This is a genomic window from Streptomyces corchorusii, assembly GCF_001514055.1.
Taxonomy (GTDB): domain Bacteria; phylum Actinomycetota; class Actinomycetes; order Streptomycetales; family Streptomycetaceae; genus Streptomyces; species Streptomyces olivaceoviridis.
In genome coordinates this window covers 239,996-254,319 of record NZ_KQ948363.1, presented here as the reverse complement: position 1 = coordinate 254,319, position 14,324 = coordinate 239,996, and the positions used below count along the sequence as shown (strand labels likewise).

The 14,324-nt window shown below is 72.1% G+C and carries 11 protein-coding genes; 9 read left to right on the top strand and 2 right to left on the bottom strand.

The window, feature by feature from the left end; all coding sequences use genetic code 11:
* Positions 1-134 precede the first annotated feature (134 nt).
* Both AQJ11_RS31335 and AQJ11_RS31330 read right to left on the bottom strand, forming a co-directional pair.
* Entirely contained in the window at positions 135-1,340 is a 1,206-nt protein-coding gene (locus AQJ11_RS31335) for an NAD(P)/FAD-dependent oxidoreductase (protein ID WP_208616656.1), read from the bottom strand.
* Positions 1,341-1,488: 148 nt separating this feature from the next.
* Positions 1,489-1,812, bottom strand: a complete 324-nt coding sequence (locus tag AQJ11_RS31330) for a bifunctional 3-phenylpropionate/cinnamic acid dioxygenase ferredoxin subunit (protein WP_014671438.1) — start codon at positions 1,810-1,812, stop codon at positions 1,489-1,491.
* A gap of 301 nt (positions 1,813-2,113) precedes the next feature.
* Here AQJ11_RS31330 and AQJ11_RS31325 point away from each other — a divergent pair, with 301 nt between their 5' ends.
* The 9 genes from AQJ11_RS31325 to AQJ11_RS31285 all read left to right on the top strand — a co-directional run bounded on the left by AQJ11_RS31325 (position 2,114) and on the right by AQJ11_RS31285 (position 14,315).
* Positions 2,114-2,953 (top strand): IclR family transcriptional regulator, encoded by an 840-nt coding sequence (locus tag AQJ11_RS31325; RefSeq protein WP_244218429.1) that lies wholly within the window; start codon positions 2,114-2,116, stop codon positions 2,951-2,953.
* Positions 2,954-3,182: 229 nt separating this feature from the next.
* A complete protein-coding gene (locus AQJ11_RS31320) occupies positions 3,183-4,268 on the top strand; it encodes an S-(hydroxymethyl)mycothiol dehydrogenase (protein ID WP_059265402.1) in 1,086 nt (361 codons plus the stop codon).
* 2 nt (positions 4,269-4,270) lie between these two features.
* A complete protein-coding gene (locus tag AQJ11_RS31315; protein ID WP_059265401.1) occupies positions 4,271-4,675 on the top strand; it encodes an MBL fold metallo-hydrolase in 405 nt (134 codons plus the stop codon).
* Positions 4,676-4,860: 185 nt separating this feature from the next.
* On the top strand, positions 4,861-7,323 hold the full coding sequence (locus tag AQJ11_RS31310) for a GcvT family protein (RefSeq protein WP_059265400.1): 2,463 nt from the start codon (positions 4,861-4,863) through the stop codon (positions 7,321-7,323).
* A gap of 9 nt (positions 7,324-7,332) precedes the next feature.
* Positions 7,333-8,538: an N-methyl-L-tryptophan oxidase gene (gene solA, locus AQJ11_RS31305; RefSeq protein ID WP_059265399.1), complete on the top strand. Its 1,206-nt coding sequence runs from the start codon at positions 7,333-7,335 to the stop codon at positions 8,536-8,538.
* Positions 8,535-9,680, top strand: a complete 1,146-nt coding sequence (locus tag AQJ11_RS31300; RefSeq protein WP_059265398.1) for an aromatic ring-hydroxylating oxygenase subunit alpha — start codon at positions 8,535-8,537, stop codon at positions 9,678-9,680. Before solA ends, AQJ11_RS31300 begins: the two co-directional genes overlap by 4 nt.
* The gene (locus AQJ11_RS31295) at positions 9,673-11,139 is read left to right on the top strand and encodes an aldehyde dehydrogenase family protein (protein ID WP_059265397.1); all 1,467 of its coding nucleotides are present in this window, start codon (positions 9,673-9,675) and stop codon (positions 11,137-11,139) included. Before AQJ11_RS31300 ends, AQJ11_RS31295 begins: the two co-directional genes overlap by 8 nt.
* 19 nt (positions 11,140-11,158) lie before the next feature.
* Positions 11,159-12,733 (top strand): APC family permease, encoded by a 1,575-nt coding sequence (locus AQJ11_RS31290; protein WP_059265396.1) that lies wholly within the window; start codon positions 11,159-11,161, stop codon positions 12,731-12,733.
* Positions 12,734-12,764: 31 nt separating this feature from the next.
* Complete coding sequence (locus AQJ11_RS31285) at positions 12,765-14,315, top strand: GMC family oxidoreductase (RefSeq protein ID WP_059265395.1); 1,551 nt, start codon at positions 12,765-12,767, stop codon at positions 14,313-14,315.
* The last annotated feature ends 9 nt before the right edge of the window (positions 14,316-14,324 follow it).

Genomic DNA, 14,324 nt, shown 5'->3' with positions numbered 1-14,324 from the left:
GGCTCGCCGGGGCCCTGGGTGCCGGGAGCCTGGTGACCCGGCGGACGGGGCATACGGAAGCCCGGCCACTGGCCCCGGTCCGCCGTAAGCACCGGTAAAGCACAGGCCACCGGTTCGCGGCAGCACCCGACCCGTCACAGCGCGGCCGGCTCCGCCCGCGCCCCTCCGGTCCTGTGGCGTTCCTCTCGCTGGAGTTCGCGTCGGGCCCGCATGAACGCGCGGGGCCGGTCCACTCCGAGTACGGCGACGGTGCGGCCGTCCCGTTCGTAGCGGGCGAGGAAACCGGACTCACCGGGGGCGCCGTCGTCGGCGATCTCGCCCTCGGTGAGGTGGACGGTGTCGCCCTCGCGGTAGCGGCCCGCGAACTGGATGCGGGAGTCGTACTGGTCGGACCAGAAATACGGCAGCGTACGAGCGGTCGCGACGGTGTGGCCGGCGAGGAGGTTGGTCACGGCGGCGCGGGGCTGCTCGGTGGCGGAGGTCCAGTGCTCGGCCCGGGTGCCGCCCACCCGGGCGACGTCACCGACCGCGACCACCTGGGGCAGGGCGGTCACGCAGCCGTCGTCGCACAGCACACCGTCGTGCAGCGCGAGTGCCGAGCCCACGAGCCAGTCGGTGTGGGGGCGGGCGCCGATGCCGACGATGACCACGTCGGCGGGCAGCCTGCGGCCGTCGGCGAGGTCGACCCCGGTGACGGTGGCGGTGCCCCGGAGCGCGGCCACACCCGTGCCGGTGACCAGTTCCACTCCGCCGCGGCGGTGCAGGGCGGCGCAGACCTCGGCCATTGGGGCTCCGAGTTGGGGCACGAGCGGTAGCGGGGCTGCCTCGACCACCGTGACGTCGTGGCCGAGCCGGGCACATGAGGAGGCGGTCTCGGCGCCGATGAAGCCGCCGCCGATGACGACGACCCGGCGGTGCCCCCGGGTGAGTTCGGCGCGCAGGGCGCGGGCGTCGTCCAGGGTGCGCAGGGTGTGGACCCCGGCGAGGCGGTCGCCGGGCAGTCGGCGGGCGGCGGCACCGGTGGCGATGACGACGCCGTCGGTGGAGACCGTACGGCCGTCGCCGAGGAGGACGGTGCGGCCACGGGGGTCGAGTCCGCGGGCGCGGACGCCGAGCAGCCACTCGGCGTCGAGTCCGGCGGTCTCGTCGGCGTCGGTGAGGGCCAGTTCGCCCTCGCCGGCGCGGCCGATGAGGAAGTCCTTGGAGAGAGGGGGGCGGTCATAGGGGTGGTGGGGTTCCTCGCCGACGATCACCAGTCGGCCGTCGAAGCCCTGGGCACGCAGCTCACGGGCGGCGTAGAGCCCGGAGAGGGAGGCGCCGACGATGGTCACGGTTCTCATGCGGCACGGCTCCTGGCGTCGGGGGCGGGGCGGTGGGGGCGAGACCGGGCGGGGCGCGGACGAGCGCCGGTGCCGGCGGGCGCACGGCCGAGGACGGCGGGAGCGGGGCCGAGGACGGCGGGGGCGGGGTGCCGGTGCCTGTCGGTGGTCACGCGGCCGTGCCCTCCTCCGCGCCGAGGTGGACGTGTACGACGCCGTCCTCGACGGTGACGCGATGGGTGCGCACCGGGCGCCGGGCCGGCAGACAGGTCGGTTCGCCGGTGCGCAGGTCGAAGGACGCCGCGTGCAGCGGGCATTCGACCAGGCAGCCCTCCAGCCAGCCCTCGGAGAGGGAGGCGTCCTGGTGGGTGCAGGTGTCGTCGATGGCGTACAGCTCGCCGTCCTCGGTGCGGAACACGGCGATCGGCGGTGTGCTCGCGACGCGGACGGACTCACCCTCGGGGAGGTCTTCGAGGCGGCAGACGGGAATCACGGGCCCCCCTCTCGGTCCGGGACACTCGGTCCGGGACCTGCTCGATGCAGGCGTCAGGGATGCTGCCGGGAGCCCGGACCCACGTCGGTCCGGCCCGGTGAAGCGGCAAGGGAGTGACGGACCGTCAACGGTCCGGGTGGTCCGGCACCCTTCCGGGATCCGGACGCTTCGGTAACATGATGTTTCGCATGGCGCACGATCCAGCGCTATGCGCAACAGAATCCGGGCGGGACGACCGTCGCGTCAAGGGCTTCCCGCAGATGCGGCCCGAACCGGGCCCACAGGTGGTGAGAGTTGAGCCATGACCCGCACGCAGAAGCAGTCTGACCGCAGCGAGGAGACCACGGAGAACCGAGGGGCCCCGGAGAGGCAGAGCGGCCGCGGCGCGGCCAGCGCGGTGCAGTCGGTGGACCGCGCCGTGAGCGTGCTGGAGATCCTCGCGCGGCACGGCGAGGCGGGCGTCACCGAGATCGCCGAGGAGCTGGACGTGCACAAGTCCACGGCGTTCCGACTGCTCGGCGTCCTGGAGAACCGCGGCCTGGTGGCCCAGGCCAAGGACCGCGGCAAGTACTACCTGGGGGCCGGCGTACTGCGGCTGGCGGGGGCGGCGGCGGTGCGTCTCGACATCTCCCAGGAGGGCGTCCCGGTCTGCCGGGAGGTCGCCGACGAGCTGGGCGAGACGGTCAACATCGCCGTGCTCGACGACGACGCGGCGGTCAACATCATGCAGGCCCGCGGCACCGCGTCCGTGACCGCGCAGAACTGGCTGGGCAGACGCACCCCGCTGCACGCCACCTCCAGCGGCAAGGTGCTCCTCGCGCACATGCCGCCGACCCTGCGCGAGGGCCTGCTGGCACGGCCGTTGCCGCGGTTCACGGACCGGACGATCACCGGTGCGGCGATGCTGCGCGCCGAGCTGGAGGCCGTGGTGGAGCAGGGCTACGGCGTCACGATCGAGGAGCTTGAGCTGGGGCTCGCGGCCGTCGCGGCGCCGGTGCGCGCCCACGACGGCAAGGTGATCGCGGCGATCAGCGTGTCGGGTCCGGTCTACCGGCTCAACGCGGACCGGCTGCCGGAGGTGGCCAAGCGGACGGTCGCCGCGGGCGCCGAGCTGTCCCGGCGGATGGGTTACGGATTCTGACTCGCCCCACCCCCGCCGGCCCCCGCGGTCGGCACGCTCACCACCCGCACCACGGCGCGGGACCGGAGGCTTCCCGGTCCCGCGCCGCCGTGTGTCCGAGAGGTTTCGCCCCGCGGGTTCCGTTTGCCAAGGGTTAACGCGCACCCCTTGACGGCCCCGTGACGCCGTTCTCAGTATGTTCCCCATCACGCAACCCATCGTGCAATGCGCAACAGCAGAGGAGCTTGTCGTGCCACACGAGGTCCGTGCCGCAGTCGCTGTGAAGAAGGGCGCACCCGTGGAGGTGCGGACGATCGTCGTCCCCGACCCGGGACCCGGCGAGGTGCTCGTCAAGGTGCAGGCATGCGGGGTGTGCCACACGGATCTCCACTACCGGGAGGGCGCGATCACCGACGACTTCCCGTTCCTGCTGGGGCACGAGGCGGCCGGCACCGTCGAGTCCGTCGGCCCCGGCGTCACCGATCTGAAGCCCGGCGACTACGTCGTACTGGCCTGGCGGGCGCCGTGCGGCAGCTGCCGTTCCTGCCGCCGGGGCCGGCCCTGGTACTGCTTCGACTCCCGCAACGCCGCACAGCCCATGACGCTGCCGGACGGCACCCCGCTCAGCAACGCGCTCGGCATCGGTGCCTTCGCCGAGAAGACGCTGGTCGCGGCGGGCCAGGCGGTGAAGATCGACCCGGCCGCGCGGCCCGAGGCGGCCGGTCTCATCGGCTGCGGGGTGATGGCCGGGTACGGCGCGGCGGTCAACACCGGCAACGTCGGCCGGGGCGACTCGGTCGCCGTCATCGGCTGCGGCGGCGTCGGCAACGCGGCCATCGCCGGCGCCTGTCTGAACGGCGCCATGAAGGTGATCGCCGTGGACATCGACGACAGGAAGCTGGACCAGGCCGAGAAGTTCGGCGCCACGCACACCGTCAACTCCCGGGGCACCGACCCGGTCGAGGCGGTCCGGGAGCTCACCGGCGGGCACGGCGTGGACATCGCGATCGACGCGGTCGGCCGCCCCGAGACCTTCCTCCAGGCCTTCTACATGCGCGACCACGCGGGCCTGCTGGTCCAGGTCGGCGTCCCGGCCCCCGAGATGAAGGTGGAACTGCCGGTGATCGACGTGTTCTCGCGCGGCGGCGCCGTCAAGTCCTCCTGGTACGGCGACTGTCTGCCGAGCCGGGACTTCCCCTTCCTGATCGACCAGTACCTCTACGGCCTGCTCGACCTCAACGCGTTCGTGTCCGAGACGATCGCCCTGGACCAGGTGGAGGAGGCGTTCGGCAAGATGCACCGCGGTGAGGTGCTGCGCTCGGTGGTGGTGCTGTGAGCGTGCGCGGGGCCGTGCGGGTCGAGCGGGCCGTCACCTCCGGGAGCGGCGGCCTGGACGGTGGGACGTTCGACGTCGACACCAACGTCCGGCTGGTCGGCGACGACGAGGAAGTGCTCGTGCCGGGTGCCGCCCACGACGCCGAGGCGATCCACCGCGCCACCGCCGGCCGCCGGGTCTCCGCCATCGTCCGCACCCACGTCCCCTTCCTGGACGCCGTCTCCACCGGCGACACCCCCTTCCACGGCGGACCCGGCGCCACCGGCCGCTCCTGCTCCGACCGCCCGACGATCGAGCCGTCCATCCGCGCGCGGCTGCTGCCCCTCCCGGGTGACATCGTCGTCCACACCGGCCACGGCCGGAACACGCCGGTCACCGCCGAGCGGCCGGCCGTCCCCACCACCTGAGCACCCCGCGGCCCAGCCTCCCTCGCCGCCCGACACCCCGCGGCACCCCGCGGCCCAGCCTCCCCGCCGCCCGACACCCGCAGCACCCAGCGACCCAGCCTCCCCGGCCTCCCCCGCCCCAAGGTTCTCCCGCACCCGCGTCACAAGGACCCGCACCCGCCATCCCCGCCACCACAAGGAGGGGCATGTCCAGCACCCCCGAAAACCGGTCCCAAGGACCCCGTGTCGTCGTCATCGGCGCCGGCATCGTCGGCTGCTCCCTCGCCGACGAGCTGACCGCCCGCGGCTGGACGGACGTCACCGTCCTCGAACAGGGGCCCCTGCCCGCCCCGGGCGGCTCCACCTCGCACGCCCCCGGCCTCGTCTTCCGGACCAGCCCGTCCAAGACCCTCACGGAGTTCGCCCGGTACACCGTCGAGAAGTTCGGTGCCCTCGAAGTCGACGGCGTCCCCTGCTTCCTCCCGGTCGGCGGCCTGGAACTGGCCACCACCCCCGAGCGGCTGGCCGATCTGCACCGGCGGGCCGGTTACGCCGCCTCCTGGGGCATCCGGGGCGAGGTCGTGAGCACGGCCCGGTGCAAGGAACTCTGGCCGCTGCTGGACGAGTCGGTGGTCCTCGGCGGCTTCCACACCCCGGACGACGGCCTGGCCCGGGCCCTGCTCGCGGCCCGCGCCCAGATGGACCGCGCCACCGCGCGCGGGGCCCGCTTCCTGGACCGGCACACGGTCACCGGGATCGAGCAGCAGGACGGCCGGGTCACCGCGGTCGTCACCGACCGGGGCGCCTTCCCCGCGGACCACGTCGTCTCGGCGGCCGGTTTCTGGGGCCCGGTGATCGGCCGCATGGCCGGGATCGACGTACCGCTCCAGCCCCTGGCGCACCAGTACGCCAAGACCGGGCCGCTGCCCGGGCTGCGCGGTGCCACGGCCGAGGCCACGCGGCCCATCCTGCGATTCCAGGACCGCGACCTGTACTTCCGCGAGCACGGCGACCGCATCGGGATCGGTTCGTACGCGCACCGCCCGATGCCGGTGGATCCGTTCGCGGTCCCGGCGTACGACGAGGCGCGCGGCCGGGACATGGAGATGCCGTCCTCGTACCCGTTCACCGAGGAGGACTGGGCGCCGAGCTGGGAGGACTGCCGGCGGCTGCTGCCCGCGCTGCGGGAGTCCGCAGTCGAGAGCGGGTTCAACGGTGTCTTCTCCTTCACGCCGGACGGCATGCCGGTGCTCGGGGAGGCGCGGCGGCTGCGGGGCTTCTGGCTGGCCGAGGCGGTCTGGGTGACCCATTCCGCGGGTGCCGCCAAGGCGGTGGCCGAGTGGATGGTGGACGGGCGGCCCTCCGTCGACGTGCACGAGTGCGACCTCACGCGGTTCGAGGAGGCGCAGCGTTCACCCTCGTACGTCCGTGAGCGCGGCTCACAGCAGTTCGTCGAGGTGTACGACGTCCTCCACCCCCTCCAGCCCATGGAGCGACCGCGTCCGCTGCGCGTCAGCCCCTTCCACGCCCGCCAGCAGCAGCTCGGCGCGTTCTTCCTGGAGGGCACCGGCTGGGAACGCCCGCACTGGTACGAGGCGAACGCCCCGCTCGTGGACGCCCTCGGCGACCTGCCCGAGCGCGACGCCTGGTCGGCCCGTTACTGGTCCCCCATCGCCGCCGCCGAGGCCAGGGCCACCCGCGAGAAGGTCGCCCTGTACGACATGACCCCGCTGCGCCGCCTGGAGGTGGCCGGTCCCGGCGCCCTCGCCTTCCTCGACCGCATGACCAGCAACAACCTGCGCAAGAAGCCCGGCGCGGTCACGTACACCCTGCTCCTGGACGAGACCGGAGGCATCCGCTCCGATCTCACGGTCGCCCGCCTCGCCGCCGACCGCTTCCAGGTCGGCGCCAACTCCCCCGCCGACCTCGACCGGCTGCTCCGCCACGCCCCCGACGACGTCCAGGTCCGCGACATCACCTCCGGCACCTGCTGCATCGGCGTCTGGGGCCCCCTCGCCCGGGCCCTCGTCCAGCCCCTGACCGGCGACGACTTCTCGCACGAAGGCTTCGGCTACTTCCGGGCGAAGCAGACGTACGTCGGACACGTGCCGGTGACCGCGATGCGCCTGAGCTACGTCGGCGAGCTGGGCTGGGAGCTGTACACCACCGCCGACCTGGGCCTCAGGCTGTGGGACACGCTGTGGGAGGCCGGGCGGGACCTGGGCGTGATCGCCGCTGGCCGCTCCGCCTTCAACTCGCTGCGCCTGGAGAAGGGCTACCGGGCGTGGGGCACCGACATGACCGACGAGCACACCCCCTTCGAGGCGGGCCTCGGCTTCGCCGTCCGCATGGACAAGGAGGACTTCGTCGGCAAGGCGGCGCTCCGGCGGGCCGGAGAGCCCTCCCGCCGGCTCACCCCGCTCCTGCTGGACGATCCCGCCGCCGTGGTCCTCGGCAAAGAACCGGTCTATGCCGACGGCGTCCCGGCCGGTTACGTGACCAGCGCGTCGTACGGCTACACGCTGGGCCGTTGTGTCGCCTACGCCTGGCTGCCGGCCGGCCTCGCCACCGGCACCGGCGTGCACATCGAGTACTTCGGCGAGAAGGTCCCGGCGACCGTCGCCGACGAGCCGCTGTTCGACCCGGAGATGTCCCGCATCCGCCGCTAGGAGGCGACCGTGTCACCGTCTTACGACGTCATCGTCATCGGACTCGGCGGCATGGGCAGCGCCGCCGCCCACCACCTGTCCGCGCGCGGCGCCCGCGTCCTCGGCCTGGAGAAGTTCGGTCCGGTCCACAACCGCGGCTCCAGCCACGGCGGTTCGCGCGTCACCCGGCAGTCGTACTTCGAGGACCCGGCGTACGTGCCGCTGCTGCTGCGCGCCTATGAGCTGTACGAGGAGCTGGAGCGGGCCACCGGCCGGGACATCGCGATCCTGTCGGGTGGCGTGATGGTCGGTCCGCCGGAGTCCCGGACCGTCTCCGGCGCGCTGCGCTCGGCGACCGAGTGGGGCCTGCCGCACGAGATGCTGGACGCGAAGGAGATCCGCCGCCGGTTCCCCACGCTCTACCCGCACGACGACGAAGTCGCCCTGTTCGAGGCGAAGGCGGGCCTGGTGCGGCCCGAGAACATGGTCGCCGCGCATCTCCAGCTGGCCACCCGGCAGGGCGCCGACCTGCACTTCGAGGAGCCGGTGCTGCGCTGGGAGCCGTACTGGGACGGGGTGCGCGTGCACACGGCCGAGAACACCTACACGGCCGGGCAGCTGGTGATCTGCCCCGGCGCCTGGGCGCCGCGGCTGCTCACCGACCTCGGAGTGCCGTTCACCATCGAGCGGCAGGTCATGTACTGGTTCCAGCCGAAGGGCGGCACCGGACCGTTCCGGCCCGAGAACCACCCGGTCTACATCTGGGAGGACGCGGCCGGCGTCCAGGTCTACGGCTTCCCGGCCATCGACGGCCCGGACCTCGGCGCCAAGGTCGCCTTCTTCCGGAAGGGGCGGGTGACGACCCCGGAGACCATCGACCGGACGGTGCACGAGGACGAGGTCCGGGCCATGGCGGACCACATGTCCCGCTGCATCCCGGACCTGCCCGGCACCTTCCTGAAGGCCGCCACGTGCATGTACTCCAACACCCCGGACGAGCACTTCGTGCTGGCCCGGCATCCCGCACACCCGGAGTCGGTGACCGTGGCCTGCGGTTTCTCCGGGCACGGATTCAAGTTCGTGCCGGTCGTCGGCGAGATCCTGGCCGATCTGGCGCTGACCGGTGCCACCGCGCATCCCATCGGCCTGTTCGACCCCGCCCGCCTCCTGCCTCGGCTCCGTTCGAGCGGGGGGACCCCCACCGCCGCCGCGCCCGCCCGAGGAGCCCGCCCGTGACGACGACCCCGATCTCCCCGACCCCGGTCTCCCCGAGCCTCATCGCGACGCTGCCGGGCCACTACTACACCGACCCGGAGGTCTTCCGGCAGGAGCAGGAGAAGGTCTTCGAGTCCCTGTGGTTCTGCGCGGTGCGCGGCGCCGACCTGGACAAGCCGGGTGCCTTCCGCACGGTCCAGGTGGGGCGCGAGAACGTCGTCATCACCCGGACCCGCGCCGGCGAACTGCGCGCCTTCCTCAATGTGTGCCGGCACCGCGGGGCGCGGCTGTGCACCGAGGAGTCCGGTGAGGTGCGGCGCAGCCTGCAATGCCCGTACCACGCGTGGACGTACGACCTTGACGGCAGGTTGATCGCCGCACCCAACTTGATCAAGATGCCCGACGTCGATCGAGTCGAGTACGGGTTGATCAAGGTGGCTCTGCGCGAGTGGCTGGGCTACGCCTGGGTGTGCCTCGCCGACGAACCGCCGTCCTTCGAGGACACAGTGGTGCACGCGGCCGTGGAGCGGCTCGGCGACGCCGCCGCCATCGAGCACTACGGCACCGAGAGGCTCACCCTCGGCAGACGCGTCACCTACGACGTGCGGGCCAACTGGAAACTGATCGTCGAGAACTTCATGGAGTGCTACCACTGCGCGACGATCCACCCCGAACTGACCGAAGTCCTCCCCGAGTTCGCCGACGGCTACGCGGCCCAGTACTACGTGGGCCACGGCGCCGAGTTCGGCGAGGAGATCAAGGGCTTCACGGTGGACGGCAGCGCGGGCTTCGCCAAGCTCCCCGAGGTGACCGCCGACCAGGACCGCCGCTACTACGCGATCACGGTCAAGCCGACCGTGTTCGTCAACCTCGTCCCCGACCACGTGATCCTGCACCGCATGTTCCCGCTGGCCGAGGACCGCACGGTGGTGGAGTGCGACTGGCTGTACGCGCCGGAGGTCGTGGCCTCGGGCGCGGACGTGTCGAAGTCCGTGGAGCTGTTCCACCGCGTCAACGTCCAGGACTTCGAGGCCTGCGAGCGCACCCAGCCGGCGATGTCCTCGCGCGCCTACCGCCGCGGCGGGGTACTGGTCCCCAACGAGCACCACATCGGGATCTTCCACACGTGGCTGCTGGACCTGCTGGGGGACTCCCGTGCCTGACCTGTTCATCGACGGTGCGTGGCGGGGCGCCCTGGACGAGCGCACCCGGGAGATCCGCTGCCCCGCCGACGGCTCCCTGGTGGGCGTCGTGGACGAGGCGGGCGGCAAGGACACCGTGGAGGCCGTCGCGGCGGCCCGGCGCGCCTTCGACACCGGTCCCTGGCCGCACACGCCGGCCGCCGAGCGCGGTGACCTGCTCCTGCGGGTCGCCGGGCTCCTCGCCCGGGACAAGGACGCCCTGGCCCGCGCCGAGTCCCTGGACACGGGCAAGCGGCTGGTGGAGAGCGCGTACGACGTGGACGACGTCGTCGACTGCTTCCGCTACTTCGGGCGGCTGGTCGTGAGCGAGACCGGCCGGGTGATCGACACCGGGCGGGCGGACGTCGACAGCCGGGTGGTGTACGAACCGGTCGGCGTCTGCGCCCTGATCACACCGTGGAACTACCCGCTGCTCCAGACCGCGTGGAAGGTCGCCCCCGCGCTCGCGGCCGGCAACACCTTCGTCCTGAAGCCGAGCGAGCTGACCCCGCACACCGCGATCCACCTGGTCCGGCTGCTGGCGGAAGCGGGGCTGCCGCCGGGCGTGGCCAACCTGGTGCTGGGCGCCGGGCCGGAGGCGGGCGCCCCGCTGGCCGACCATCCGGACGTCGACCTGGTCTCCTTCACCGGCGGTCTGCACACCGGCCGCCGGCTGATGGCGGCGGCGGCCGGCACGGTGAAGAGGGTCGCGCTCGAACTCGGCGGCAAGAACCCCAACATCGTCTTCGCGGACGCCGACTTCGAGGCCGCCGTCGACATGGCGCTCACCGCCGTCTTCCTGCACTCCGGGCAGGTGTGCTCCGCCGGGGCCCGGCTGCTGGTCGAGGACGCGCTGCACGACCGGTTCGTGGACGAGGTCGTCCGGCGGGCTCGGCTGATCCGGCTGGGCGGGCCGTTCGACGAGCGGGCGCGGACCGGGCCGCTGATCTCCGCGGCGCACCGGGCCAAGGTGGAGGCCTGTGTGGCGCGGGGGCTGGCGGAGGGCGCGGTGCTGCGCTGCGGCGGCGCCCGGCCCGCCGGCCCCGGCTACGACGAGGGCTTCTACTACCTGCCGACCGTCCTGGACGAGTGCACGAGCGCCATGTCCGTCGTCCAGGAGGAGTCCTTCGGGCCGGTGCTGACCGTCGAACGGTTCACCGGCGAGGACGAGGCCGTCCGGCTCGCCGACGACACGGTCTACGGCCTCGCGGGTGCCGTCTGGACCGGCGACGAGGCCAGGGCCGCGCGGGTCGCGGCGCGGCTGCGGCTCGGCACGGTCTGGATCAACGACTACCACCCGTACGTGCCGCAGGCCGAGTGGGGTGGTCGCAAGCAGTCCGGGTTCGGGCGCGAACTCGGACCGGCGGGGCTCGCCGAGTACCGCGAGACGAAACACATCTGGCGCAACACCGCGCCGGCACCGCAGGGCTGGTTCGACTGACAGCCAGAGGAGTCCGCTCATGACGACCACCGAGCAATCGCCAGGCCCGCACCACCACCACGACGACGCCGAGCTCGCCGAGTTCGGCTACAAGCCCGAACTCAGGCGCACCCTCGGCCACTTCCACACCTTCGCCGCCGGCATCAGCTACATCTCCATCCTGACCGGCACCTTCCAGCTGTTCTACTTCGGTTACGGCAGCGGCGGCCCCGCCTACTGGTGGTCGTGGCCGATGGTGTTCGCCGGCCAGTTCACGGTGGCCCTGTGCTTCGCCGAACTCGCCGCCCGCTACCCGGTGGCCGGCTCGGTCTACAACTGGTCGAAGAAGATCGGCAATCCGCATCTCGGCTGGCTCGCCGGGTGGATGATGTTGATCGCGTCCATCGTGTCCATCTCGGCGGTCGCGCTGGCCTATCAGCTGACGCTGCCGCAGATCTCCTCCGTGTTCCAGTTCGTCGGGGACGGCACCGGCACGTACGACGTGGCGACCAACGCGGTCGTGCTCGCGGCCGTGTTGATCCTGTTCACCACGCTGGTCAACGCGTTCGGCGTCAAGTTGATGGCCACGATCAACACGGCGGGCGTCTTCATGGAGTTGATCGCGACGGTCGTATTGATCATCCTCTTCGCCGTCCACATCACCCGTGGCCCTCACGTCGTCATGCAGACGAACCACACGGGAGCCGGTTACTCGACGGGGTACCTCGGCGCCTTCCTGGTGGCCTCGCTGGCGTCCGCGTACGTCATGTACGGCTTCGACACCGCCTCCTCCCTCGGCGAGGAGTGCCTGGACCCGTCCCGGAACGCCCCGCGCGCGATCCTCCGCGCGATCGTCGCCTCCTTCGTCCTGGGCGGGCTGGTGCTGCTGCTGGCGCTCATGAGCGTCTCCAGCCTCAAGGGCGACAAGCTGTCCACCGACGGCCTGCAATACGTCGTGCTGGACGTGCTCGGCCCGACGGCGGGCAAGGCGATGCTGTGGTGCGTGCTGATCGCGGTCACGGTGTGCGCGCTGGCCGTGCACACGGCGGCGATCCGGCTGGCGTTCGCGATGGCCCGCGACAACAACCTGCCCGCGTCCTCGCTGATGGCCCGGGTCAGCCCCCGTTTCCAGACCCCGGTCCTGCCGGCCGTGATCATCGGCGTGCTGGCGCTGGCGATCCTCGTGGTCAACATCCGCCAGCCGCAGATCTTCACGGTCGTCACCAGCATCGGCATCATCATGATCTACCTCGCCTACCTGGGCGTCACCGGGCCGATGCTGGTGGCCCGGCTGCGCGGCACATGGCGGCCCGCGGACGAGGGCAGGTTCTCGCTCGGCCGCTGGGGACTGCTCGTCAACGTCGTCGCGGTCGTCTGGGGCGTGGCGATGACGGTCAACCTGATCTGGCCGCGCGCCGCGGTCTACAACGCGTCCGCGCCGTACCACTGGTACCTGCGCTGGGGCGCGGTCCTCTTCGTCGCGGTCATCGCGGGCGGCGGCTTCGCCTACTACTGGTTCGTCCAGCGGCACCGCACCGGTGTCCTCGCCGAGCACCGCCTGGACGCCGCGGCGACCGCCCCGCCCCCTCCCCTCGCCGCCCCCGCGGCCGAGTGATCCCGCCCGATCCGGCTGACCAGGAGGTCACATGAGCATCGATGAGTTCGACTACGTCGTGGTCGGTGGCGGCACCGCGGGCAACGTCGTGGCCGCCCGGCTCTCCGAGGACCCCTCGGTGACGGTGTGCGTGCTGGAGGCGGGCCCCAGCGACGTCGGCGACGACGACGTCCTCAGGCTGGAGCGCTGGATGGGGCTGCTGGAGTCCGGTTACGACTGGGACTACCCGGTCGAGCCGCAGGCCAGCGGCAACAGTTTCATGCGGCACGCGCGCGCGAAGGTGCTGGGCGGCTGTTCGTCGCACAACTCCTGCATCGCCTTCTGGGCGCCCGCGGAGGACCTGGACGACTGGGCGGCCCAGGGCTGTACGGGCTGGAGCGCGGCCGACCTGTTCCCGCTGTACCGGCGGCTGGAGAACAACGACGCGCCCGGCGACCACCACGGCCGCACCGGCCCCGTGAAGCTGCGCACGCTGAAGGGCGGGGACCCGTGCGGCGCCGCCCTGCTGGAGGCGTGTGCGCAGGCCGGTATACCGACGGTCCCCTTCAACACCGGGAAGACCGTGGTGCGCGGGGCCAACTGGTTCCAGATCAACTCCGACGAGAACAACGTCCGCCAGTCCTCGTCCGTCGCGTATCTCCACCCCGTCCTCGGCAAACGTCCGAATCTGGACGTCCGGACCGGTGTGCGGGCCAAGAAGCTGGTGCTGGAGGGGCGGCGGTGCGTGGGCGCCGCGTACCTGGACCCCGACCTCGTGCACACACGCACGGTACGGGCCCGGCGCGAGGTGATCGTCTCCTGCGGCTCGATCGACTCCCCCAAGCTGCTGATGCTGTCCGGCATCGGCCCGGCCGGGCATCTGCGCGAGGTCGGCGTCGAGGTGGTGGTGGACTCCCCGGGCGTCGGCGAGAACCTCCAGGACCACCCCGAGGGCGTGATCATGTGGGAGGCGGAGCAGCCGATGACCACCGCGTCCAGCCAGTGGTGGGAGGCGGGCGTCTTCTACGACACCGAGCCCGGCCTGGACCGGCCCGACCTGATGTTCCACTACGGGTCGGTGCCGTTCGACATGAACACCGCGCGCTGGGGCTACCCGACCTCGGAGAACGCCTTCTGCCTCACCCCCAACGTGACGAAGGCGAAGTCGCGGGGCACGGTACGGCTGCGGACGCGGGACTACCGGGACAAGCCGAAGGTGGACCCGCGCTACTTCACGCACGAGCACGATGTGCGGGTGATGACGTACGGCCTGAGGCTGGCCCGCCGTATCGCCGCGCAGCCGGCGCTGAGCGGCTGGGCGGGCGCCGAGCTGGCGCCGGGACCGGACGTCCGCACGGACGACGAGCTGCTGGACTACATCCACAAGACGCACAACACCGTCTACCACCCGTCGTGCACCGTGAAGATGGGCGCCGACGACGACCCCTCGGCCCCGCTGGACGCGCGGCTGCGGGTCAAGGGGGTCGAGGGGCTGCGGGTCGCCGACGGCTCGGTGATGCCCGACCTGATCGCCGTCAACCCGTGCGTCACGACGATGATGATCGGCGAGAAGTGTGCCGACCTGATCAAGGCGGATGCTTGATCAACGGAC

What these genes read in the sequence shown, in the direction of transcription:
- AQJ11_RS31335 (WP_208616656.1), bottom strand. Translation starts at nt 1,340, where the DNA reads ATGAGAACCGTGACCATCGTCGGCGCCTCCCTCTCCGGGCTCTACGCC.
- AQJ11_RS31325 (WP_244218429.1), top strand. Translation starts at nt 2,114, where the DNA reads ATGACCCGCACGCAGAAGCAGTCTGACCGCAGCGAGGAGACCACGGAG.
- AQJ11_RS31310 (WP_059265400.1), top strand. Translation starts at nt 4,861, where the DNA reads ATGTCCAGCACCCCCGAAAACCGGTCCCAAGGACCCCGTGTCGTCGTC.
- AQJ11_RS31290 (WP_059265396.1), top strand. Translation starts at nt 11,159, where the DNA reads ATGACGACCACCGAGCAATCGCCAGGCCCGCACCACCACCACGACGAC.
- AQJ11_RS31285 (WP_059265395.1), top strand. Translation starts at nt 12,765, where the DNA reads ATGAGCATCGATGAGTTCGACTACGTCGTGGTCGGTGGCGGCACCGCG.